This is a genomic window from Rhodoferax sp. GW822-FHT04A08 (assembly GCF_058801025.1).
The window spans coordinates 1-24,095 of record NZ_JBXAMW010000014.1 but is presented as its reverse complement, the minus strand read 5'-3'; the positions used below and the strand labels follow the sequence as shown (position 1 = coordinate 24,095).

The window sequence follows — 24,095 nt, the reverse complement described above, 5'->3', positions numbered from 1 at the left end:
GGCTCAGGCCTTGGAAAGTTCGCGCGCGCTGGTTTGCAGCACACCTTGATCCAGCTTGGCAGACGGCAAGCTGACCAGCAGCTCCAGACGACGTTTCATGGCGTGCAGGGTCTTGCGAAATGCTTCCAGCTTTTCCGCATCCGTGCCGTCGCCCTCGGAAGGGTCTGGATAGCCCCAGTGGGCAGTCGCAGGGTGTCCAGGCCAGATCGGGCAGACCTCGCCGGCGGCGTTGTCGCAGACAGTGATGATGAGGTTCATCTGCGGCGCGCCGGGGATTGCAAACTCGTCCCAACTCTTGCTGCGCAAGCCCTCGGTGGAAATGCCTGCCTTTTGCAAAACCTGCAGACCCAAGGGATTGGGCTGCTGGTTTTCGCGCGGGCTGCTACCAGCGGAATAGGCCTTGAAGCGGTCCTTGCCCATGCTGTTGAGCAGGGCTTCGGCCAGGATGCTGCGCGCCGAGTTGTGGGTGCACAGAAACAGCACATTCAGAGGTGGGGTTGTCGTTGTCACGGGTGGTCTTTCGGGTTTCAGCAATCACATTGCGTGGAGGTTTCTGCCAGGCAGGCCTGGCCCTGGCAGCAGTTCTGGGTCAGGTAGGCCAGCAAGGCATTCATCTGGTCAAAGCGGGCGCGGTAGATCAGGTTGCGCCCGGAGCGCTCCTGGGTGATCAGGTCGGCGTGCAGGAGCTCCTTGAGGTGAAACGACAGCGTATTGGCCGCCACGTCCACCTTTTCTGCCAGGGCACCTGGGGTCAGTCCGGGCGCACCGGCGACAACCAGCATCCTGAACACCTCCAGCCGGGACGACTGGGCAAGCGCCGCGAGGGCTTTGACTACTTCGTTGGATTCCATAGTTCGATGATAATAGAATAATATGACAAGCCCGTGTCACAGTGCCACAAGCCTGCCGCCTTTTGAAAAGTAGGCGGGCTTAGCGAGTCAGTTCCGGTCCTGTGCCTGGGCCAGCAGTCGGTGGTTCGCTTCCCGCAGTGCCTCTTCAATCTGCTTGCGCTCGGTAATGTCCTGAATGGCGCCCAACAGTCGTATCACCCTGCCGGCCTCCATCACGGCCATACCTTGTGAGCGCACCCAGATGGCGCGACCCCTGGCCGTCTGTAGCGGCAACTCCAGATCCCAAGCGGTCCCATGCTCCATGCCCGCCTGAAAAGCCGTCTGAATTGCTGTTCTGGCCTGCGGCGCATAGAACTGGATCGAGGCCTCTTGTGTGGGTGCAAGCGGTGGGTCCACCTCGTGAATTCTGCAAGTCTCCGGAGACCAGTACAGTGCGCGGCTCTGCACCTCGAACTCCCAGCCGCCGACCTTGGCCAATTCACCGATGCGCTCCATCAGCGCACGCGTGGTGGCCAGCGCAGTGCGCACGCGCACGATTTCGGAGATATCGACAAATGAAATCACCGCACCTTCGATGACGTTGTCCAAGGTGCGATACGGCTGGATACGCAAGGTGTACCACTGTCCCTCGGGGGTTTGCACTTCGCGCTCCAGGGGCGCCAGATCTGCAAGGACTTTCTTGATATCGGCCACCAGGCTGCTGTAGCCCACCAGATTGGAAACAATGTGCGCCACCGGGCGCCCCACATCGGAAGGGATCAGATGGATGATGCTGCTGATTGCCGGGGTGAAGCGCAGGATGCACAACTTGAAGTCCACGAACACCGTGCCGATGCCGGTGCCCGCCAGCAGGTTGTTCATGTCGTTGTTGACATGCGAGAGGTCGGTGACCTTGTTTTGCAGCTCGGCATTGACCGTAGCCAGCTCTTCGTTGACGGATTGCAGCTCTTCCTTGGATGTCTCCAACTCTTCATTGGTGCTTTGCAGTTCTTCGTTGACGGACTGCATTTCTTCGTTGCTGGACTTGAGCTCTTCGTTGGAGCTCTCCAGTTCTTCGTGGGTGTTCTGCAGGTACTCATCCTTGGCCCGCAACTCCTGCATCAACGCCTCGATGCGTGCGCGGCTGTCAGATGCAGTCACGTCGGCGCTGCCGTTTGCCGCTGCGAGCGGCGCAGCGTGGGGCGCATCCTGCAGGATGACCAGAAACACCGGTTCCTCCGGTACACCCGCGCCGCTGGCGCCCACCTGATGGACCAGCACATGGACCTGCGTGTAGTGCCCGTTGGTCTTGACCATGAGGTTGAGGGCTTCACCTGATTTCTGCGTGGCTGCAGCAGTACGCAGGGCCGTACTCAGACCGGGACGCAACCCGTCGCGCGCCATCCTGAGAATGTTCTGCACCCCAACCTCCCCCGCACTGGGCTCCAGGTACATCCCGGTGCGTCCATGCAGATAGGCGATGTCACCCTTGGCATTGACCAGGGCCGCGGCCGGGGCCACGCGCTTGATCAGTTCCTGCTCCATCAGCTCACGCAAGGGCGGCTTGAAGGAATACGCTGCCTTGGTAGGCCGCCCCTGGCGCGCTGGGGACTCATCCGTTGGCAGCGGTGCAAGCAGGAAACCCAGGTTGGGCTGTCCAGCCGACTTTTCGCCGCTGCGCAGATACAGCTTGGACTTGCGATCCAGCACAGCAAACAGGGCGTCGTATTCACCAATGCCTTCAGAGCTGCCCAGGAACAGCGTTCCGCCGGGCCGCAGCGCGTAGTGAAACAACGGGATCAGCCGCTTCTGCAAATTGGCGTCCAGGTAAATCATCAGATTGCGGCAGCTGATGAGGTCCAGCCTGGAGAAAGGCGGGTCCTTGATCAGGTCCTGTTCGGAAAACACCAGCAGATCACGGATGCTTTTGTGGATGCGATAGCCCGCGCCATCGGGCTCCTGCACAAAGTAACGGGCCAGCCGCTCTGGGCTGATGTCAGCGGCAATACCAGCCGGGTAGAGCCCGGCCCGTGCCACGGCGATAGCGCGGGCGTCGATATCGGTGGCAAACACCTGCACCGTATAACTTTGCTTGCGCAATTGCATCTGCTCCACCAGCAGAATCGCCAGCGAATACGCCTCCTCGCCGGTGGAGCAGCCGGCCGACCACACACGCACCGTGGCGCCAGAAGGCTTGCCTTCAAACAGCGAGGGAATGACTTCATCAGCCAGCACCTGGAATGCCTGCGGGTCACGAAAGAAATTGGTCACACCGATCAGCAGGTCACGAAACAGCTCCTGTGCCTCGGTCGGAGTTTGCAACAGGAAGGTGACGTACGTCTCCAGCGAGTCCAGCTGATGCAAGGTGATGCGTCGCTCGATGCGGCGGCAGATGGTGCTGGGCTTGTATTGCGAGAAGTCGTGCCCGGTCTGGGTGCGCAGAAATACAAATATTTCCTTGAGCGCGCTTTCGCTCATGGGCATGGCTGAATGGACGGTACGCGACAGCTTGCCCATGCCATGGGCAACATAGGCCATGAGCTGTGCCGCCATATCCGCTGGCGGCAGCTGGTAATCCACCAGACCGGTGGCGATGGCGCTGCGCGGCATGCCATCGAACTCGCTGGACGCCGTGCTTTGCGCCATCACCATGCCGCCTACGCCCTTGATGGCACGCACGCCCAGCGTGCCATCACTACCCGTACCCGACAGCACAATGCCAATGGCGCGCTCCTGCTGGTCCTCCGCAAGCGACTGGAAGAAATAGTCAATCGCCAGACGCTGCCCACGCGGCGCCAGCGGCTCGACCAGATGCAGCACGCCGTGCACCAGTGCCATGTCAAAGCTCGGCGGAATGATGTAAGCGCAGTCAGGTTGAACCACCATGCCTTCTGTCACCACAAAGACCTGCATGCGGGTGTAGCCTCGAATCAGGTCGCTGAGAATGCTCTTGTGGTCGGGCGCCAAGTGCTGTACTAGCACAAAGGCCATGCCGGTGTCGCGGTCCGCAGGCATGCCGGCGAAGAAGGCCTCAAACGCAGCCAGACCACCGGCAGAGGCGCCGATTCCGACAATAGGGAAAGACACTGCACCGGAATCCACAGCAGCCACTGCACGATCATCCGTGCTGCGTGTGGCGTTTTTCTTGTTTGTCATACCTTCATCCTTGCGGCACGCAGAGTTCGATCCAGAAGACACTGCCTACCCCCATGGTGCTTTGCACTCCGACGCGGCCTCCCATCAACTCGGTCAGGCGCCGGGTCAGGACCAGGCCAATGCCTGTCCCTTCCGTTCCCTTGGACTCCTGCCCGAGCCGGTTGAAGGGTTGGAACAGCTGCGACATATTCTCCTCGGACAAGCCCTCACCCATGTCCTGCACGCGGATGCATAGCGTCTGCTGCGCGTCGCTGCTCACCGTCACATCCACCACGCCATTGACGCGGTTGTACTTGATGGCGTTGGACAGCAGATTCACGATGACCTGCTTGAGCCGCAAGGGATCGGCTGTGGCCACCAGCGAATCGCTGAGCACCGGAAAATTCACCTGGATGCCGCTGCGTTCCGCTTGGGGGGCAATCAGGCTTTGGCAATCAGCCAGCACTTGCGATATGGCAACCGGTTCCAGTGACAGCGCGAGTTTTCCGGACTCAATGGACGACAGATCCAGTATCTCGTTGATCAGCGCCAGCAGATACCAGCCCCCGCGCAGGACCATCTGGATATTTCTTTGCTGCAGCGTGGTCAACTCCGGGGTACCCGACTCCAGCAACTGCGCAAACCCCAGGATGGAATTGAGAGGCGTGCGCAATTCATGACTCATGCTGGAGAGAAAGTCGGACTTGGCCTGATTGGCTCGCTCAGCCAGCGCCGTGGTGCGCTGGAGCTCCAGGTTCTTCTCCAGCAGAACGCGATCGAGCTCTTTGCGCACACTGACGTCGGTATTGATGCTGATGAAATGCGTCAGCCGCCCTTGATCGTCGCGCACAGGAGACATGGTCAGCAAATTCCAGAAATGGCTTCCGTCCTTGCGATAGTTGACGAATTCGCCGCTGAAATCGCGCTGCTCCTTGACGGCCAGCATGAACGCGGCGAGCGTGTCCGCATTGGTCTGTGGCCCATTGAATACGCTGCACGAAACGCCCGTAAGCTCGGACTCTTTGTAGCCCGTCATCGACAGGAAGGCCTGGTTCGCAGAGACCACGCGCAAGTCGGGGCTGGCAATCAATACGCCTTGAGACACAGCCTTGAGCGCAATGTCGCTGATGCGTATGTGGTCCTGTACCAGCTTGCGTTCGTCGACATCGGTCAGCACCAGACGGTGCAAGGCATTGGCACTTGTGCCCGAGTCAAATGTGGAGCGCAGCAGACCCCAGAACGTGCTGCCATCGGCGCGCAGCAGCCGCACCTCACAGGACTGCGGCAGTCCGGTATCAAAAAGCCGCATGCGATGCAGATAGTAGACGTCCTGGTCAGCAGCCAATATGAAATTCTGTACCCGCTTCCCCACCATGGCGTCACGCGGCAAACCCAGCAGGCTGCCGGCAGTGAGGTTGGCCTCCAGGATGATTTCGCCTTCGCTGACAGTACAGTAGCCCACGGGTGCAAGGTCATATAAATCGAAGTACCGGCTGCGGGCATCGGCCAGCTCATTCTGCATGCGCCTAAGCTCCTCGTTTTGCAACTCCAGCTCGATCTGGTGCACACGCAATTCGTGAACCAACTGCCTGGAGGTCAACTGGCTGATGACCGCACGGCGCTCCTGCCGGTCTGCTTGCCGCACATGGAGTGCATTCAGGTCGGGCTCTGGTGGTGCTGCAGAACTATCCCCGTCCGTTCCAATATCCATATCGCACCTCCTGGGGTTTGGCAGGTGGCCATGCGGTTTGCACTGCACAGGTTCATCCGCCGTGGCTCGACAAGGAGCCAGAATTAAATCGCCCCCCTTTGACGGGAAGCGGACTTCTTGGGTACGAAGAACCGATCAGGCCTGGCTGATCCTAGTTTGCAGGGAAGAAGAAAAACATTGCGGCCCCTCCCAGAGCCACACGGTCTCACTCTGTCGCGGGCTTATAGCTTTCGGGCCATTCTATGCCAGGGATGGCCCCAACTCTTGATCTAAAACAGATTCGCACCATTGCACCTCTTGAAACGATTGCGTGCAGGAGTACAGTGAACCGGACCCGCTGCCAAGCCCCGCGCATCAGGAGTCTGCGTACATGTCCAAGCGATCATTTCCCCTTGCCAAGGTGTATGGACTGCTGGAGCCTGGCCCGGTGTTGCTGCTGACGACTGCACACAAAGGCCACTCCAACGTCATGGCCCTGTCGTGGCACACCATGTTGGAGTTTGAGCCACCGCTGGTGGGATGCGTGGTGAGCACTGGTGACTTCAGCTATACCGCGCTCAAGGCCACGCGCGAATGCGTGCTCAACATTCCCACCGCCAACCTGGCCAAGAAGGTCGTGCAATGCGGCAACAGCACGGGCCGAGACTTGGACAAGTTCCAGGCCTTCGACCTGACCCGCGTGGCAGCTTCTCAAGTGGCCCCTCCCCTGGTGGCAGAGTGCTATGCCAGTCTGGAGTGCCGGGTGTTTGATACACGCATGGTCAATCGCTATGGCTTCTTTGTGTTGGAAGTGGTGCAGGCCTGGGTGGACGCGTCTCTCAAGAAACCGGCCACGCTGCACCACCGCGGGCACGGCCTGTTTGCCATTGCGGGAGAAACCATCAAACTGGCCTCCAAAATGAAGTGAGACCTTTGTTGCTGGCAATGCAACATCGCCGATAATCCCCCCTGCTAGAGGTGCCGCCGTCGGCGGCTGAGAAATACTCTTTGAACCTGATCTGGGTCATGCCAGCGTAGGGAAGCTCGCTTCACTGCCACCTGCATGGTCCCGGTCCCTGACCACACTAGGAAGACCATGACCGACCTGCTCTCCCCCGCCGATATCTGGGCCGACGTCACCGCTGTGCGTGAGCGTGCTCCCCTGGTGCACAGCATCACCAACTTCGTCGTGATGAACCTCAACGCCAATGTACTACTGGCCGCCGGTGCTTCGCCCGTGATGGCCCATGCCCGCGAAGAGGTGCAGGCCATGGCCAGCATCGCGCAGTCGCTGGTGCTCAACATCGGCACGCTGGAGCCCTATTGGATCGAGAGCATGCGCCTGGCCTTGCAGACCGCCACGCAGCGCGGTATTCCCACGGTGCTGGACCCGGTGGGTGCCGGTGCCACGGCCTACCGCAACGAGAGCATCGAGCTGCTGCTGGGCACCGCCTCGCCCACCGTCATCCGCGGCAATGGCTCGGAGATCATGAGCGTGGCCGGCTCCAACGTGCAGACCAAGGGCGTGGACAGCAGCGCCGCATCCAACGATGCGCTGGGTGCGGCGCGCGCCCTGGTGGCGCGCACCGGCGGCGTGGTGTGCGTGAGCGGCCCGACCGACCATATCGTGGACGGCAAGCGCTGGGCGCTGCTGAGCAACGGCCATGAATGGATGACCCGCATCACCGGCGTGGGCTGCTCGGCTACGGCCCTGATCGGCGCCTTCTGCGCCGTGCAGCCCGACGCCTGGCGCGCCACAGTCTCTGCCATGGCGTTGATGGGCGTGGTCGGTGAAGTGGCTGCCGAAAAGGCCGTGGTACGCCGCCAGGGCGTGGGCAGCATGCAGGTGATCATGCTCGACGAATTGCAGTTGCTGGACCAGGCCACGTTTGAGCAGCGCCTGAAGATGGAATTCAAGCCTTGGTAACTCACGCTCAGGCCACACCCTGGAGCCGCGAGCGGCTGCGCGAAGCTCTGCGCCTGTATCTGGTCACCGACCAACCCAGCCTGAAAGGTCGCACCTTGACCGATGTGGTGCAAGCCGCAGTTCAGGGCGGCGTGACCTGCGTGCAACTGCGCGAGAAGCACGCAAACAGCCGCGACTTCCACGCGCTGGCCATGGCCCTGATGGACCTGCTGCAGCCCTTGCAGATTCCGCTCATCATCAACGACAGGCTGGACATTGCCCTGGCGTGTGGCGCACAGGGTGTGCATCTGGGGCAAAGCGATCTGCCGGTGGCAGCGGCACGCGCCTTGCTCCCGCCGGGGGTCTTCATCGGCTGGTCGGTGGAGACACTGGACGAAGTGATGCAAAGCGCGAGCCTGCCGGTGGACTATCTAGGCGTGAGCCCGGTCTATGCCACTCCCACCAAGACCGATACCGCCACGCCCTGGGGACTGGATGGTCTGCAGCGCGCACGCGCCGCAACGCCGCTGCCGCTGGTGGCCATTGGCGGCATCCATGCCCACAACGCTGCTGCCGTGTTGCAGGCCGGGGCCGACAGCCTGGCCGTGGTCAGTGCCATCTGCTCGGCCGATGACCCGCGCAGCGCCAGCCAACACTTGAGAGACCTGATCGATGCCCATTGATTTGCCATTCACCTACCCCCGTGTACTGTCCATTGCCGGCTCCGACAGCGGCGGTGGCGCCGGCATTCAGGCCGACCTGAAGACCTTCAGCGCGCTGGGCTGCTTTGGCATGACGGCCATCACCGCCCTCACCGCGCAAAACACCCAGGGCGTGCGCGCCATCCATGGCGTGCCGGCGCAGATGCTGACCGATCAGATCGATGCGGTGGTGGAGGACATTGGCGTGGATGCCGTCAAGATCGGCATGCTGCATTCCCCCGAGATCGTGCGCACCGTGGCCCAGGCCATTGACCGTCACGCGCTGCAGAAAGTGGTGTTCGATCCGGTGATGGTCGCCACCAGCGGCGCCGTGCTCATCGACAATGAGGCCATAGACGTCCTGGTGCGTGAGCTGTTTGCGCGCACGGCTGTGATCACGCCCAACCTCGACGAAGCGGAGCTGCTGGTGAAGCGCAAGCTTCAGAATGAAGCCGACATGGAAGCCGCAGCCAACGCCCTGCTAGCCATGGGCGCCAACGCGGTGCTGGTCAAGGGCGGGCACTTGCAGGGGGAGGCAGTGAGTGACCTGCTGGCGCTGGCGACCGGCGAGAAGGTCTGGATGCGCGACAGCCGCATCCACACGCCCAACACGCATGGCACCGGATGCACTCTGTCTTCGGCCATCGCCGCCCATCTGGCGCTGGGCCAACCCCTGGCAGAGGCGGTGCAATCTGCCCGCAACTACATACGGGGTGCCCTGCTGCACGGTGCGCAGGTGCGCACCGGCAAAGGCAGCGGACCACTCAACCACGGCTACGCACCCCAGGCCATGGTGCGCTTGCCGCGCTGAAACGCTCAGGGTTTGCGGGTCACGACCGCCAGCACGCCGGTCAGCAGCAGGGTGGGCAAGGTGGCACCCCACTGCGGCGCCAAATTCGTCAACACCTGGAACACGACAATGCCTGCGATCCAGATGCCGGCGGCGACAAAATCCACCTTCACGCCCGAGCTACCCCGGGTTTCTGCAAAGCCCAGGCGCCCCAGGATCACGCCATACAGTGGCACGAACACGGAGCTGAGCATCAGCAGGAAAGGCTCCAGGTCGTGCATGGGCAGCACCAGTGCCAGCACGGTGCACAGCACCGCCAGCAGCATGCCCCAGGTGCGGATGGACCACTTGGGTAATAGGCTGTGGGTGGAAACCGCGCCGGAATACACATCGCCATAGGCGTTGTCGATTTCGTCGACCAGGATCAGGCTCAGCGCAATCAGGCCGCCTTGCGCCAGCAGCAAGGTGCCCACCAGATCGGCGTCGGGGGCCGACACACTGGCCACCATCACACCCAGCGCGTAGCACCAGACATTGGCCACCGCGTAGCCGACCCAGGTACCCGAGAAGGCACCGCGTCCGCTCTTGCCAAAGCGTGCATAGTCCGCCACCAGCGGCAACCACGACACCGGCATGGCAATGACCAGATCCATGGCAGCAAGCAGACCCATGCTGCCGTCACCCGCGCGGTCCATGAAGGCAGCGAATCCGTGTGACTGCACCTTGCCACCAAACTGCCAGCTCAGCCACAGCAGCGACAGCAGCACCAGCGGCAGGCCATAGCGGCCGATGATCTTGCGCACCAGCTGGGTCATGGACCCGGCCAGCAGCAGCGTCAGCACCGCGCCCCACAACAGCGTGGTCGCCGCGTTGCCCACCCAGCCTTCGAGCGGCAGGCCCAGGGATTGTTTGAGAATGGCCAAGGTGCCATCGCGCATGATGACCAGCTCGAACGTGGTCCAGCCGATCAGTTGCGCGATATTGAGAAACACCGGCAGCCGGGCAAACCAGTGACCGTAGGTCTTGTGCATCAGGCCCGCGCTGGTGAGGCCGCTGTCCGCGCCCAGCTTGGCAGTCCAGGCCAGCAGGCCCGCACCCACTGCGGTACCCAGCAAGATGGCAATAGCCGCATCACGCGTGCCTACAGCGGGCACCAGATAGGCGCCCATTTGCATCACCAGCAGGCCCACCCCCAGGCTGAACCAGAGCGAAGCATGCTCATGCCAGCTGAAGACGCGCTCACTGGCGGGCAGGCTGCCCAATGCGTAATTGGTAGATCCGGACGAAGTGCCGGTAGTTGTCGTTGCCATCCTGTTGCTCCATGCAAAAGTGTTGGCAGGTAAGCGGGAGACTACGGCTCGGTGCCGTCTGAAACTGCTTCCCTGCGCGAGGATTACCTCAATCAGGTTCAAAGGGACTTTCTCAGTCAGTCCGATTGCGCGGACCAACACCCCTAGCGAATGTGCTCCAGCGAGCACGGGCATATTGTATGTTCTGTGCTCAGGTGCTCAGAAACGGGTCCCCGAATGGCCCAAAGAGAAAGCGCCTGCCCGGCGTTCCGGTCAGGCGCTTACCGTGTTTGCAACACGTGCGTCTTGCAAACGCCCGCCACAGCGGACGGGCGGATGGAACAATTAATTCAGAATCAGCGCGTTGGTCATGTCACCCATGGGCGATGCACCATTGGCCTTCAATGCGGCGTCACGCGCGGCAAGGCCGGGCAAGGTGTCCAGACCAAAGGTTCTTGTAATGAGGCGCAAGACCGAGCCCGTGTCGTATTGGGTATGGTCCACGGTACCGGATTTGGCCCAGGGCGAAATCACCAATGCGGGAATGCGCGTGCCAGGGCCAATCTTGTCACCCTTGGGTGGTGCCACATGGTCCCACTGACCACCGAACTCGTCGTAGGTCACCACGATTGCCATGTTGTTCCACTGCGGGCTGGCCTGCAACTTGGCGATCAGGTCTGCAATCCGGGCATCGCCATCGGAGATGTTGGCGTAGCCGGGATGTTGGTTGTAGAGCCCCTCCGGTTTGTAGAAAGTCACGGCGGGCAATGTACCTGCGGCGGCATCGGCGACCAGATCGGTGTAGTCCTTCAGATGTGCCGTGCGGTTGGCGGTATTGGCCACCGGATCAAACTTGGCGTAGTAATTGAACGGTTGGTGATGCGGCTGAAAGTCCAGGTTGGCGGTCGTTGCAACGCCAAAGGTGTTGCCGTTGTAGATCACATTGCGGGTGGCCGTCGGTGCCTGCATGCCGTCTGTCACCGCGTTGTTCCAGGAGCCCGAATACCACTTCCAGCTCACCTTCTTGGCATCCAGCAAATCACCGATGGTGGTGGCGGTTTGCGGGGGCAATGTGGTGGCCTTGGTGGTGTCGGCATACAAAGCATTGTTGCCAGTCACGTTGGCGGGCGGATTGCCGCTGGGCTGGTAAGGCGCCTGCATGGTGTTGACGGCGTAGAACTTGCCATCACCAAAATAGTTGGCGGGTGTGATGTTGCCGCTCAGCAGGAAAGCGGCTGGACCTGTCATTGCCGAGGCCGGGCTGGTGCCTTTGACGGTCAGTTTGGGAAGGTAATTGCCCGACGCATCGGTATCGAGTTTCGCAATGGTAGGCGCTGCGGTCGCCGTATCTGCGTTGGGATATTCCGGCGCACAAGCACACACCAGGTACTGGTGGTTCAGAAAAGAGCCACCATACGCCGCCTGGAAGAAGTTGTCTGCCAGCACGTACTGCTTGGCCAACTTGAACATGGGCGACGCACTGTAGTCAAAGCCTCCCATAGTGAGACCACCACCATCGGCCCACGCAGCAAACATGTCGTTCTTGCCACCGTTGATTTGCATCTGGTTTTCAAAGAAGCGGTGGAAAAGGTCACGTGTCACTGTGCTGGTGGTCAACTTGGAGCCAGAAGCCGCGAAAAAAGCCGTTTCCACTGAGAAAGGTGCATTCGGCAAATTAGCACTTTGCGCCTGCGTCACAACCGGCGTAACACCACCAGCCGTAACACCGCCCCAGGTTTGCGGCAGCGTGGCCAGCACTGTAGTGCCATCACGGTCCTTTTGAGGAATATAGGCGGAAGTCGGGTTGCCATTGGCATCCAGCACAGCATTGAGTCCGTTGGCCCCTGGGAACTTGCCGTACAGGCTGTCGAAAGAACGGTTCTCTGCGTATATCACCACAACGTTCTTGATTCTGGATTGCAAAACCTTGGTCGGATCAGTGTCTCCGCTGCCGCAGGCGGTAAGTGCCAGAGCGGCTACTGCTGTGAGTGGGAACCATGCTTTCATCGGCGAATTCTTCATGAGCGCTACCAAAATTTGTTTGTCGAAAGGCCCAATGTATCGACGCATTAAGACAACTTCATGAAGGTGGAAGGTCTTGTCACCCAACCGTCATACGGCAAAAGTAAGCTGAATGCATGCAAGTTCACGTTCTTTGCCGCTTTCTGAGGTGCTCAGCGGCGCGCGTCGTCACGCCCACTCTTCCCATTGCCTTGTTGTGCTCCGTTTGGCTGACCGCTTGCAATCCGGCAACGCCTGCCCTATCTGCACCGGCACATGCGGCCTCAGCCCCAGCACCACAACGCTCTTTCTATGAGACGGCATTCGAGCGCCGCCCCAGTGCAAAAGAACTCGCAGAGTTGGGCAAGGCCCTGTTCTTTGACACGGCTCTGTCGGCGTCCGGCAAGATGTCGTGCGCGTCCTGCCATAGTCCGCAACATGCCTACGGCCCACCCAATGCACTACCTGTGCAACTGGGTGGCCCGGCCCTGCGCACGCCCGGACTGCGCGCGGTGCCATCGCTGACCTATCGCCAGCAAACACCACCGTTCAACGAGCACTTCAGTGATAACGATGGCAACGACAGTGAGGACCAAGGCCCTACCGGCGGAAGCACCTGGGATGGCCGTGTCAGCAGTGTTCATGAGCAAGCCCAGCTCCCCCTGCTGTCGCCGCTGGAAATGGCCAATGCAGACTCGGCCAGTGTGGTTCGGCAGTTGCAGCAATCTGCCAGCGCGCAGCGCATGCGCGAAACTTTCGGCCCCCACGTACTGGACACGCCCGACAAGGCCTGGAACGGCTTGTTGTGGGCGCTGGAGGTGTTTCAACAGAATCCTGAAGACTTCTATCCCTACAACAGCAAGTACGATGCCTTTTTGCGGGGCCAAACCCAACTCAGCCAACAGGAGCTACGCGGTATGCGTGCCTTCAACGATCCGGAGAAAGGAAACTGCGCATCCTGCCATGTGAGCGCTGTCAAACGCGGCGCATTCCCGGACTTCACTGACTTCGGCCTCATTGCCCTGGGCGTGCCGCGCAACAACAGGATTGCCGCCAACGCAAACAAAGACTGGTATGACATGGGGTTGTGCGGCCCCATACGCACGGATCTGACGGATCACAAGGATTACTGCGGCAGGTTCAAGACACCGTCGTTGCGCAATGTGGCAATACGCAAGAGCTTCTTCCACAACGGCGTATTCCACACATTGGAGGAGGCCGTGGCCTTTTACGTTGAACGTGACACCCGCCCCGAGAAATACTACCCACGCAACAGCAAAGGCGAAGTGCAGCGTTTCGACGACCTACCCAACGACCTGCAAATCGCCATCAACACCGACGCCCCATTTGGTGGCAAGCGTGGTGACAAGCCTGCGCTCAATGCCGCCGAGATCCGCGACGTGGTCGCGTTCCTGCGCACGCTCACCGACGGATATAAGCCGCCAGCGAACTCACACTGACTAGCGCCTGCGCTCCATCTTGGTGTCTTCGTAAAAGCGCGTCTTGGCAGCGAACATGGCCTTGTCCGCCTCATGGCTGAGTGCATCTACGTGGGTTGCGGATTGTGCCGTGGCGATGCCGATGGCCAGGCTGAGTTTGCGCCCGGTGTAGTACTGGTTGTTGATTTCCAGCAAGGACTCCACGCGCTCCTTGAAGGCCTGGGCCACGCGTTCGTCACAGCCTGGCAGCAGTGCAATGAACTCGTCGCCTCCCACCCGTGCCACGCAATAGTTGGTGCCGGCCGAAGCGCTGCTGAGCACCTCGCCCACGCGGCGCAGCATACCGTCGCCTGCCGCATGGCCTTCCACATCGTTAACGGACTTCAGCCCGTTGAGATCCATCGCCAGAATGCTCAGCGGCCACGGGCCGCGGCGCGAAATACGGTTGAGCTCCTCCGTGTAGAAGGCGCGGTTGTGCAGCTTGGTCAGCGAGTCGTGCTTGCCCAGGAATTCCAGATAGGCTTCGGCCTTCTTGCGTGCGGTGATGTCCACCAGAGACACCAGCACCAGGTCCCACGTGTCTTCGTGCCCGCTCAGGACGGAAAACTGCATGTGGATGTTAATCAGCGAGCCGGCCAGCGAGTAGTTCACCACTTCGCGCATCTGGTTGGTACTGCCGTTCCACAGGTCGGCCAGCTGCTCGGTGAATGACACATGCATTTCGTCGCGAAACACCACATCCAGCCGGGTCAGCAACTCTTCCTTGGTTCTGGCAGCAAACATCTGCAGCGTTTGCCGGTTCACGTCCAACACCTTGATCTTTTCCGCACAGCGCACGACGAAGTCCGGGTGCACGCTCACGAACGTGCGGAAATCCTCTATGCCCTGTGCGCGCGCCTCGTCCAGCAGTTGCTTCACACCGCTGAAGTCTTCCACCCAGAGCGACACCGGCGAATAGTCAAACAGATTGCGGGCATAGCGCTCACTGGCAATCAGATCGGCGCGCGCCTTCACTTTGTCGGTCACATCTTCCAGCGACACCATGACGCGGTCCCAGGTGGACTCGTGCCCCTGAAGAACGCTGACGTTGATCTGCACATCCATGCGGCGGCCATCCAGCGCGTAGTTCACGGTCTGGTTGGAAAAGCTCAAGTTGCCGGACCACAGATGCACCAGCTCGGAGAGCATCTGGTCCAAGGTGTCATCCCGGAATACCTCGTGCAACCGGCTGACCAGATCTTGCTGGTCGCGTGCGGCAAACAGGCGCAATGTCTGCTGGTTGACCTTCAGCACCTTCAGGCTGCTGGAGCACTGGGTGATCAATGCAGGGAACTGCCGCAGATGCGATGCGATGTCCGTCACACCCTGTGCGCGCCAGGCATCAAACAGGGTCTTGAGTGCACTGTAATCCTCAAGCCACAGCGATATGGGTGCCGAATGAAACATCTGCTCGAAATCGGCAGAGATGGATGGCTCAGTGCGGGTGGTTGGCAAGCTCATTTTTTTGACACATCGAATGGATGCGCCATTGTGACACTTGCAATGGAGCCCCCAGACATTCTCCTGACGGCCTCAGAGCTCGGGTCGGGCAACCTACTTAGTAATAGATGACCGCGCCAATCTCTACATGGTTGCCGTTGATTGTGCCCAAGGTCTGGGTAAAGGTCTCGTTCACACCGCGCAAACTTAAGCCGAACTGGGGAACGGACTTGCCCCGGGCCCCCGACTCGTTTTGAAAGAGATATTGCACCTCCAGAACCGCACCTTGGCTGCTGACAAAAGTGCCGTTGACAGGTGAATTAGCGGCCACGCCGGTACCGCGCAGCTCCGCAGACGACTGGCGTGCACCAATGCCAACACGCCACCCCGCTGCGATATCCACAAAACCCATCAACTCGAAAGGTATGACGGTGAAGTCATAGCTGCCGTTGATACCCATGGCTTCGCTCGATGAATGGCCCAGTGAGCCCTGCAGTGCAACCCGGTCGCTCAAACGGTATTCGCCCCCCACCCGGAACTGGAAGCCATTGCCAGACTGGATATCGAAGGGCCGCACGGTATTGGTGCCGATGGTGGTGATGGTGCCGGATGCGATCTTCTCGCCTCCATCTGCGTAGCCAAGTCCAGCCATGAAGCGCCAGTGTGACTCCTGCGCATGGACACCCAAACTGGCGACAAGTGCCGCCAATGCAATCGTTGCATTCCGCATGTTTACTCCCTGTGCTGTTGCAATGTTTTGACAGCATGCTACAGGAAAAATATTACGACTTCGACGCAAATCGATGCAGATAAGCCTCCAGGTCCCTGGCTTGCAAGGGTTGGCTGAACAGATAGCCCTGGCAGGACCTGCAACCCTGGCTATGAAGAAACTGTTCCTGGGCTTGCGTTTCCACACCCTCCGCAATGACGTCAAGTCCCAGGCTTTCGGCCAGCAGAATGACCATCTTCGAAATGGCGGCATCATTGGGGTCGGACAGGATGTTTCTGACGAACCCCTGATCGATCTTGAGCTGGTCCAGCGGCAACCGCTTCAGGTAGGACAACGATGAATAGCCGGTGCCAAAGTCATCCAGCGAAAAGCAAACGCCATGGCTTTTGAGCTTGTTCATCTTGGCGATGACGCCTTCCACATTGGTGACCAGCAGGCTTTCGGTCAACTCCAGCTTGAGCAAGCGCGGATCGGCACCGGTTTGATCCAGTACGGCAAGTACCTGCTCAGCAAACTTTTCCTGGTGGAACTGGCGCGCGCTCACATTGACGGCGACGGTCAAATGGCTGGTATCGGGATTGGAAGACCACGCGACCAATTGCGCACAGGCCGCACGCAGCACCCAGTCGCCTAGCGGCAGAATCAGCCCCGTCTCTTCAGCCAACGGGATGAATTCCGACGGAGAAACAATGCCCCGCTGCGGATGCTTCCAGCGCACCAAAGCCTCAACACCCAGCACGCGGTGATCCTTGGATACCTGGGGTTGGTAATGCAACACCAGTTGATGCTGGTCCAGCGCCTTGCGCAGGCCAGCCTCGAGCTCCGCACGGGCCGCCACCACGGCTTGCATATTGGGATCGAAGAAACGCAAGGCGTTGCGCCCTGCAGCCTTGGCCTGGTACATAGCCATGTCTGCGCGCTTGAGCGGCTCGTCGATGCTTTCGTTCTTGACGCTTCCAAACAAGGTTACGCCGATGCTTGCCGTGCTGTAGTGGCGATGCCCGGAAATTTCGTAGACCTGATCGAGCGCTCTGAGAATTTTTTCGCCAATGGCTTCGGCCTGTGTGGCCGCATCCAATTCATGCAGACTCAGGTCTTCAAGCATCACAACGAACTCATCGCCACCTAGACGCGCCACCGTATCCCCTTCGCGCACGCAATGTGACAGGCGCCTGGCCACTTCCTCCAGCAGCCTGTCCCCCACTTGATGTCCCACGGTGTCGTTGATGGTCTTGAAATTGTCTAGGTCAACAAACAGCAGGGCGCACCGGTGCTGCCGCCTGGAGCTGTTGGTCTGCGCCATGGCCAGCCGATCCATCAGCAGCCTTCTGTTGGGCAGCTGGGTCAGCGGATCGTAGAAAGCCAGGGTCTTGATCTGGTCTTCCGCCACCTTGCGCAAGGTGTTGTCCGTGAAGGTTCCAACGTAGTGGGTGGCAACGCCTGCGCCGTCCCGCACGGCGGTGATGGTCAACCATTCGGGGAAGACCTCACCGCCTTTACGGCGGTTCCAGATTTCGCCTTCCCAGGTTCCCCTCTGCGTGATGGATTGCCACATCTCGGCATAGAACTCCGGCCCGTGCCGCCCCGAACTCAGCAACTTCGGCGTCTTGCCGACAACCTCTTGCGCTGAGTAGCCCGTGATGTCGGTAAACGCCTTGTTGGTTTTCAGAATGGCCAGTTTGGCATTGGTGATTGCAATACCCACACGCGACTCGAATGCGGTCGCGGCAATCTTCATCTCCTCCGCGGCCAGCTTGCGTTCGGTAATGTCTTCTCCCACGGCCTGAAAGTGCGTCACAACGCCACCGGCATCGAAAAAGGCCCGGTTGGTCCATTGGTGGTATCCCACTTCACCCGCCGGGCCAACATAGGTCTGCTCATGGGCTTCCACAGGCTGCTGCGGCGTCAGCTGCGACAAGCGTTTCTGCACCACCTGTCGGTCGAACTCATTGAGGAAGCTCAGGAAATTCAACCCTACCAGCTGATGCGGCTCCATGCCGACCAATTTTGCAATGGCCTGGTTCGCGAAGGTCAGAACACCGCCCGGCAAGTAGGTCACGATGAACGCCGGCAAGTCGTTTGCCAGCTGACGGTACTTTTCCTCGCTTCTCTGCAACTGGGTCTCTGCGTTCTTTCTGTCGGTGATGTCCGATGTGACACTGATGATGTGCGGCACTTCCCCCAGCCGGATCACGGCAGCCGACATGAGCCCATCGATGATGAAGCCGCGCTTGGTCCGGAACTGTGCGTCCAGATTGATGACCATCCCATCGGTCTTGAGCCCCTGCACCAGGCGGGCCCTGTCTTCGGCATGGACCCAGATGTCCACTTCAAGAGACGTTTTGCCTATGACATCCGACTCCTCATAGCCCGTGATCTGGGTGAAGCCATGGTTGACCGAAACATACATCCCGTCTTCAAGACGGGTGATATTCATCGCATCCGGGGTTAGGAAGAAGGCCTTGCGGTACATCTCCTCGCTGAGAACGAGTCTGCGCAGACTGTGCGCGGACTCTTGTGAATCCTGTGGCGGAGCAAGCGCTGAATCCCGCTCTGCGGGCGGCTTGTCTGATCCTGCGCGCTTGTGTGTCATCTAACCACGTTTGAAATACTGGTGCAGCTCTTTGTCGTTGCGCCTGATATGCAAGGACAGCCAGTCCCGCAACACAGTCGACAACTGGGACGCCACCGTGATGCTGCCGTTCTGGTACTTCTTCTCCAGACTCAGGAGGTCCTCGATGAACTTCTCATGTCCGCGCTGATGTCCCTCCATATGGGGGAAATGCATGCGGGCCATCAGCTCTTCTTCGGTCTTCAGGTGGGTCTTGGTGTACTTGATCAGTGAAGCTAGTATGTCTGCCACCACCGCCTGCCCCTCTCCCACGCTGGTTGCCGTGTGCAGATCATTGACCAGGTCCACCAGCCGGCGATGGTCCGCATCGATGGCCCCGCCATCGATCTCCATGTCTTTTGCCCATTCGAAATACGCCATACGAATCACTCTGCCTTTATGTCATCACGTGCACGAATCGGACCTCTTCATGCTGCCAACAAGCGCATGGAGTGGCCGCCACCCTGAAGCTTGAACACGCTGACAACATCCACCATCTGACGCGCCTGTTGCTCCAGCGATTGGGCCGCCGCTGCGGCCTCCTCCACCAAGGCCGCATTTTGCTGCGTGACCTGATCCATCTGACCCATAGCCTGGTTGATCTGGTCGATACCGGCATTCTGGTCCTGGCTGGCGGCGGAAATCTCGCCCATGATGTCGGAAACCCGCCGCACGCTCACCACGATCTCGTCCATGGTACTACCGGCCTGCTCCACCAGTTTGCAGCCGTCGGCCACGTTAGTCACTGAGGCTTCAATCAGCGCCTTGATCTCCTTGGCCGCCGTGGCAGAGCGACCGGCCAGATTGCGCACTTCGCTGGCCACCACGGCAAAGCCACGACCCTCCTCGCCGGCTCGCGCCGCTTCCACTGCAGCATTGAGCGCCAGGATGTTGGTCTGGAACGCAATGGAGTCAATCACACCAATGATGTCGGCAATCTTGCGCGAAGAGACATTGATGGCCTCCATGGTATGCACCACCTGCGTCACCACTTCCCCCCCCTTTACGGCCACATGGGAAGCTGAAGTGGCCAACTGGTTGGCGTGCCTGCCGCTCTCAAAATTCTGTTTCACCGTGGAAGCCAACTCCTGCATGGAGGCCGTTGTTTCCTCCAGTGCACTGGCCTGCTCCTCGGTGCGCGAAGAAAGGTCCACATTGCCTGCAGCGATCTGACCCGTGGCGGTAGCCATGGACTCGGCGCCCGCGCGCACACTGGCCACGATGCGCACCAGGCTGCTTTGCATCTCCTTGAGCTGCGCCATCATGCTGTGCTGGTCGCCTTCACGCAACGCAATGGGCAGGCTTAGATCTCCGTGCGCAACGGCGTGCGCCAACCGAGTGACCTCGGCAGGTTCGGCGCCAAGCTGCACCGTGATGGAACGCGTTACCAGCCAGCCCAGCAAGGCCGACAGGGCGATACAGATGCAATTGGCAATGATCAAGAGACTGCGAGCCTGGGCATAGTCCTCCGTAGCCTGCTGGTACTTCTGCTGGGTGATGTTCTTCTGGAACGCAATGTTCTCCTCCAGCAAGTCCTGCCACTTCTGGGTCGCCGGGCCGGCCTCCTGGACCAGCAGCTTGTTGGCCTCATCCACATTGCCAGCCAGCCCCAGTTCGATCACCTTGTTGTTGAGAGGCCTGGCAAAGTCGCGGGCTGCGGTAATTTTTTCGCGTATCGCCTTGCCTGCCTCGCTGGCCGGCATCTTCTGCAGCTCTGTCCAGGCCTTGTCATAGGCCTCGCGGGCCTTGGTGATCTTGGTCATTTCGGCATCCTTGGCCGACTTGTCGCTAAGAATCACGACGCTGCGCATGACACGGGTGACGATGTGGATGGCGTCGCCCATGGAGTTGCTCAACTCGATGCGCACGTTGTTGTCGAGCACGATGTCGCTCAGATTCTCCTGAATGCTGGCAAGCTTGAACAGCGACAGCGCTGCCGCAACCAGCGACACCACTAGGACGGCGCCAAATGCCAAGGCCAGGCGGGCAGATATCTTCAGATTGGAAACATTCATTTTGGACTCCCGAATTTTTCAAGAGCGCATGTTCGGATAGTCGGACAACTTCTGCGTTGATGCAAATCAATTCTGGGGGGATGCGTCACACGGTTCATGCGATTCAGTTCAAACAGCATCTGGTCTCATCGGCAATTTCCGACCAAATTGCGAAATACCGGCAATTGCGGCATTTCTGACAAATTCGTCACATAACTGTCACATGATGGAAACACACTCTGGCCTTTTGGCCCTGTCCAGTACCTCCGAGTGACCGACACCATCCTTCCACGTTTCTGGCAAAAGCTGTACGCACCCAAGGCAAGAGACCTGCGACGTCCGCTGCATGGCGTCATCGCACTGTCACTGATCCTTCTGGCCACCACCTGGTCCGTAACCTGGCAATGGCTGGGCAACGAGCAGGTTTTGATGCTCAAGAACTCCCAGGCGCGGCAGGAAAGCCTGGCCATCATCATTTCCGAGAACTTCAACCGGGCCATGGACCAGGCCCGGATTTTCTCGATGGCGTCATCCGAGTGGTTTGACGGCAACCCGCAGGATGCCGCCAAGCGCCTCTCGGCCATGTGCTCGGCCAACCAGCTCTTTTTGCGCATTGCGCTCTACGACGATACGGCGCGGCAGGTGTACGCATCCTCGCCGGATACAGACACCAGTGCTTTGACGCAGGCCATCCATGATCGGCTGGCCAATCCCGCGGACATGTCGGGGCTGCAGCTGGTCCCTCCCGTGGACTCCATGACGCGGGCCTGGCAAGTACAAATGCTGCTTCCGGTGCTTGGAAAGGACAACAAGAGCCGCGGCATCCTGTTGGTGGTGCTGGATCTGGGCTATGTATTGGGGCTCTACCGCGACGTCGACATAGGCCGCACCGGCGCCATACAAGTCCTGCTGAACGACGGCAAGGAAGTGGCTAGGGCACGCATGGGCGGGCTGGAATACACCCAGGGAACCTGGCAGACCGCCCTCTTCCAGCCACTGCACAGCGAGCAGGGATCGGTGGTCGCAAACTACTTTGGCGACGAACACGAATACCTGACCAGCTACAAGCACCTGGCCAAATACCCCTTCATGGTGGTGGTCAGCCGCGACGTGGCCGAACTGCAGGTGGAATACGGCGCCAGTCGCGCTCGCGGTCTGGGCGTCTTGTGTCTGTTCACCGTCATCATTCTGCTGGCCACCTTCTGGATCGGGCGCTCGCTGCGGGCCCGCGAAAAACTGTTCGACGCGCTGCGCAAGGCAGACCTGGAAAACCGCAAGCTGATCCTGGAACTGGAAGACCAGAAGCACCAGGCCTACGAGCTGGCTTCGCACGACGCCCTGACCGGCCTGCCCAACCGCCGCCTGTTCCTGGAGATGAGCCACACGCACCTGACCCGTGCCAAACGCAGCCGCAAACATTTCGGCATGTTGTATGTGGACCTGGATCGCTTCAAGAGCATCAACGACACGCTGGGCCACCATGTGGGTGACCTGCTGCTGCAAACCGTGGCCAGTCGTCTGCAGTCCGCCTTGCGCGAATCCGACGTCATTGCCCGCATGGGTGGCGACGAGTTCACGGTGATGCTCAATGAGCTCGACAGCGTGGCGGACATCGTGAGCGTGGCAACCAAGATCATCGAGCTCATCAGCCGCCCCTGCACCAATCTGGATGGCAATGACATCCAGGTCAGTCCCAGCATTGGCATCGCCGTGTTCCCGCAGGACGGGCATAACGTGGAGACGCTGTGCCAGCACGCGGACGCAGCCATGTACCAGTCCAAGCGTGCCGGACGGGGGCGCTATACCTTCTACGACCCCGCACTCAACCCCGCCAGCGACCGCCAGTTCAGCCTGGAGCAGCGCTTGCCGACAGCCATTGCCGAAGATGAGCTGGTGCTGCACTTTCAGCCCAAGGTGCGGTTGAGCGACTTCAAGATCGTGGGCTTGGAGGCGCTGGTGCGCTGGCAGCACCCGGAGCATGGGCTGATCTACCCCGGCGAATTTGTACCGATGGCGGAGCTCTCGGGCATGGACGTGGCGCTGGGCGACTGGGTAGCGCAAAGCGCGTGCATGCAACTGGCCCAATGGAAGGAAATGGGCTTGGAGCCAGTGCCGGTTGCCATCAACGTCTCGGCACGCCAGCTGCGCGACCTGGAGTTTCCGCAGCGGGTTGCGTCCATGCTGGCATCGTTCGGCATTGCAACGCATCTGCTGGAAGTCGAGATCACCGAAAGCAGCCTGGTCGAGTCCATAGAAATCGCCACCAAAGTATTGACCGAGCTGCAACAGATTGGCGTGCGCATTGCCTTGGACGACTTCGGCAACGGCTATTCCAGCCTCTCCTACATCCGCACCCTGCCGATTCACGCCATCAAGATCGACCGTGCCTTCATCAAGGACATCCGCAACAACCCGCAGGATGCCACCATTGTGGAAACCATAGTGACCATGGCACACAAGCTGCAGATGCAGGTGGTGGCTGAAGGCGTCGAGCTACAGGACCAACTGCTGCACCTCAAGTCCATCAACTGCGACCAGGTCCAGGGGTACTACATGAGCCGCCCGGTGGATGCAGGAGCGGCGGGCCAACTCATTCGCCAATCCATACTGACACCGCCTAAATGACCCGCACCATCGCGATCCATTTGCTGGGCCTGCTCATGGCAGGTTGTGCCTGCCTGGCCCAGGGCCAGACTTGCGAAAGCCCGAAGATCATTCGTGTCTCGCTGATCCCCAAGAAGTCATCCGATGCCCTGGGCGCGGAGTACCAACCCCTGGTCAAGGTGCTGGAAGCTGCGGTGCGACAGCCGGTGGAGATCGTCATGGCCTCTTCCTACGGAGCGGTGGTGGAAGGTCTGCTGGCAGGCACCGTGGACCTGGCTGAACTGGGGCCGGCGTCCTACGCACAAGCCAAGGCGCGGGACAATCGCATCACGGCCTTTGCATCGATGATCCAGCGCGTGGGCCCCCATACCGAAGCGGGCGACAGCTACCGCTCACTGCTGGTGGTGCGGCGCGACAAGAAGTTCCATGGATTGCCTGATTTGCGTGGCAGCAACATCAGCCTGATTGACCCGGCCAGCACTTCGGGCGCATTGATACCGCGGCAGGCCATCGCCAAGCTGACCGGCGTGGCGCTGGAGCACTACTTCGGTCGCATCACCTTCGCAGGCTCCCATGACCGCGCCATACAGGCCGTGCAGAAAGGCCTGGTTGATGCCGCCTTTGTTTCCAGCAGCCGCCTGGACGAGGCCGTGCGCAACGGCAGCTTGCGGGCAGACGAATTGCAGGTGCTCTGGAAGTCATCCCCCATACCCTACGACCCCTTTGTCTATCGCGGCCAACTCTGCCAGCCAGTGATAGACAAGATCAAACAGGCCTTTTTCCAGAATAGCGCCTCGTTGCAAGATATGTTTCGCGGCATGAATGGCGAAGGCTTTGCGCACGTCAGCGATGAGCAGTACCGGGGCATCCGGGAGGTGTACGCGAATCAGCCTTAG

The 24,095-nt window shown here is 60.1% G+C and carries 18 protein-coding genes and 2 riboswitches; of the genes, 7 read left to right on the top strand and 11 right to left on the bottom strand.

Features of this window, described 5'->3' with window-relative positions; all coding sequences use genetic code 11:
• Nucleotides 1–3: 3 nt before the first annotated feature.
• The 4 genes from AC1RMF_RS21105 to AC1RMF_RS21090 all read right to left on the bottom strand — a co-directional run bounded on the left by AC1RMF_RS21105 (nucleotide 4) and on the right by AC1RMF_RS21090 (nucleotide 5,676).
• Entirely contained in the window at nucleotides 4–510 is a 507-nt protein-coding gene (locus tag AC1RMF_RS21105) for an arsenate reductase ArsC (protein ID WP_493144107.1), read from the bottom strand.
• Between the two features lie 17 nt (nucleotides 511–527).
• Nucleotides 528–851, bottom strand: a complete 324-nt coding sequence (locus AC1RMF_RS21100; protein ID WP_342616407.1) for an ArsR/SmtB family transcription factor — start codon at nucleotides 849–851, stop codon at nucleotides 528–530.
• Nucleotides 852–938: 87 nt separating this feature from the next.
• The gene (locus tag AC1RMF_RS21095; protein WP_493144104.1) at nucleotides 939–3,986 is read right to left on the bottom strand and encodes a chemotaxis protein CheB; all 3,048 of its coding nucleotides are present in this window, start codon (nucleotides 3,984–3,986) and stop codon (nucleotides 939–941) included.
• 4 nt (nucleotides 3,987–3,990) lie between these two features.
• Complete coding sequence (locus tag AC1RMF_RS21090) at nucleotides 3,991–5,676, bottom strand: sensor histidine kinase (RefSeq protein ID WP_493144103.1); 1,686 nt, start codon at nucleotides 5,674–5,676, stop codon at nucleotides 3,991–3,993.
• A 370-nt stretch (nucleotides 5,677–6,046) separates the two neighbouring features.
• Here AC1RMF_RS21090 and AC1RMF_RS21085 point away from each other — a divergent pair, with 370 nt between their 5' ends.
• From AC1RMF_RS21085 to thiD, 4 genes are all read left to right on the top strand, one after another.
• A complete protein-coding gene (locus AC1RMF_RS21085; protein WP_493144101.1) occupies nucleotides 6,047–6,583 on the top strand; it encodes a flavin reductase family protein in 537 nt (178 codons plus the stop codon).
• 36 nt (nucleotides 6,584–6,619) lie between these two features.
• A riboswitch (TPP riboswitch) is annotated at nucleotides 6,620–6,713 on the top strand.
• 38 nt (nucleotides 6,714–6,751) lie between these two features.
• On the top strand, nucleotides 6,752–7,582 hold the full coding sequence (thiM, locus tag AC1RMF_RS21080) for a hydroxyethylthiazole kinase (RefSeq protein ID WP_493144099.1): 831 nt from the start codon (nucleotides 6,752–6,754) through the stop codon (nucleotides 7,580–7,582).
• Nucleotides 7,576–8,244 carry a thiamine phosphate synthase gene (gene thiE / locus AC1RMF_RS21075; RefSeq protein ID WP_493144097.1) on the top strand — a complete coding sequence of 223 codons (669 nt, stop codon included), beginning with the start codon at nucleotides 7,576–7,578 and terminating at the stop codon, nucleotides 8,242–8,244. Before thiM ends, thiE begins: the two co-directional genes overlap by 7 nt.
• The gene (thiD, locus tag AC1RMF_RS21070) at nucleotides 8,234–9,073 is read left to right on the top strand and encodes a bifunctional hydroxymethylpyrimidine kinase/phosphomethylpyrimidine kinase (protein WP_493144096.1); all 840 of its coding nucleotides are present in this window, start codon (nucleotides 8,234–8,236) and stop codon (nucleotides 9,071–9,073) included. The genes thiE and thiD overlap by 11 nt, the downstream gene beginning before the upstream one ends.
• A gap of 5 nt (nucleotides 9,074–9,078) precedes the next feature.
• Here thiD and AC1RMF_RS21065 read toward each other — a convergent pair whose 3' ends face one another.
• Both AC1RMF_RS21065 and acpA read right to left on the bottom strand, forming a co-directional pair.
• Nucleotides 9,079–10,362, bottom strand: coding sequence for a purine-cytosine permease family protein (locus tag AC1RMF_RS21065; protein WP_342616400.1), 1,284 nt, complete (start codon nucleotides 10,360–10,362; stop codon nucleotides 9,079–9,081).
• A gap of 52 nt (nucleotides 10,363–10,414) precedes the next feature.
• Nucleotides 10,415–10,517, bottom strand: a riboswitch (TPP riboswitch).
• 169 nt (nucleotides 10,518–10,686) lie between these two features.
• The gene (gene acpA / locus AC1RMF_RS21060; RefSeq protein WP_446737888.1) at nucleotides 10,687–12,363 is read right to left on the bottom strand and encodes an acid phosphatase; all 1,677 of its coding nucleotides are present in this window, start codon (nucleotides 12,361–12,363) and stop codon (nucleotides 10,687–10,689) included.
• 116 nt (nucleotides 12,364–12,479) lie between these two features.
• Here acpA and AC1RMF_RS21055 point away from each other — a divergent pair, with 116 nt between their 5' ends.
• Nucleotides 12,480–13,802 (top strand): cytochrome-c peroxidase, encoded by a 1,323-nt coding sequence (locus AC1RMF_RS21055; protein ID WP_493144094.1) that lies wholly within the window; start codon nucleotides 12,480–12,482, stop codon nucleotides 13,800–13,802.
• Here the strand turns inward: AC1RMF_RS21055 and AC1RMF_RS21050 are convergent, their stop codons facing one another.
• From AC1RMF_RS21050 to AC1RMF_RS21030, 5 genes are all read right to left on the bottom strand, one after another.
• Nucleotides 13,803–15,281 carry a sensor domain-containing diguanylate cyclase gene (locus AC1RMF_RS21050; protein ID WP_342616397.1) on the bottom strand — a complete coding sequence of 493 codons (1,479 nt, stop codon included), beginning with the start codon at nucleotides 15,279–15,281 and terminating at the stop codon, nucleotides 13,803–13,805.
• 97 nt (nucleotides 15,282–15,378) lie between these two features.
• A complete protein-coding gene (locus AC1RMF_RS21045; RefSeq protein ID WP_493144093.1) occupies nucleotides 15,379–15,990 on the bottom strand; it encodes a hypothetical protein in 612 nt (203 codons plus the stop codon).
• Nucleotides 15,991–16,042: 52 nt separating this feature from the next.
• Entirely contained in the window at nucleotides 16,043–18,463 is a 2,421-nt protein-coding gene (locus AC1RMF_RS21040) for a sensor domain-containing protein (protein ID WP_493144220.1), read from the bottom strand.
• Between the two features lie 120 nt (nucleotides 18,464–18,583).
• Nucleotides 18,584–18,982, bottom strand: coding sequence for a bacteriohemerythrin (locus AC1RMF_RS21035; protein ID WP_493144091.1), 399 nt, complete (start codon nucleotides 18,980–18,982; stop codon nucleotides 18,584–18,586).
• 47 nt (nucleotides 18,983–19,029) lie between these two features.
• A complete protein-coding gene (locus tag AC1RMF_RS21030; protein WP_493144089.1) occupies nucleotides 19,030–20,616 on the bottom strand; it encodes a methyl-accepting chemotaxis protein in 1,587 nt (528 codons plus the stop codon).
• A 249-nt stretch (nucleotides 20,617–20,865) separates the two neighbouring features.
• Between AC1RMF_RS21030 and AC1RMF_RS21025 the strand changes: the two genes are divergently transcribed.
• Both AC1RMF_RS21025 and AC1RMF_RS21020 read left to right on the top strand, forming a co-directional pair.
• Entirely contained in the window at nucleotides 20,866–23,220 is a 2,355-nt protein-coding gene (locus tag AC1RMF_RS21025) for a putative bifunctional diguanylate cyclase/phosphodiesterase (protein ID WP_342616393.1), read from the top strand.
• Nucleotides 23,217–24,095: a phosphate/phosphite/phosphonate ABC transporter substrate-binding protein gene (locus AC1RMF_RS21020; RefSeq protein ID WP_493144087.1), complete on the top strand. Its 879-nt coding sequence runs from the start codon at nucleotides 23,217–23,219 to the stop codon at nucleotides 24,093–24,095. Before AC1RMF_RS21025 ends, AC1RMF_RS21020 begins: the two co-directional genes overlap by 4 nt.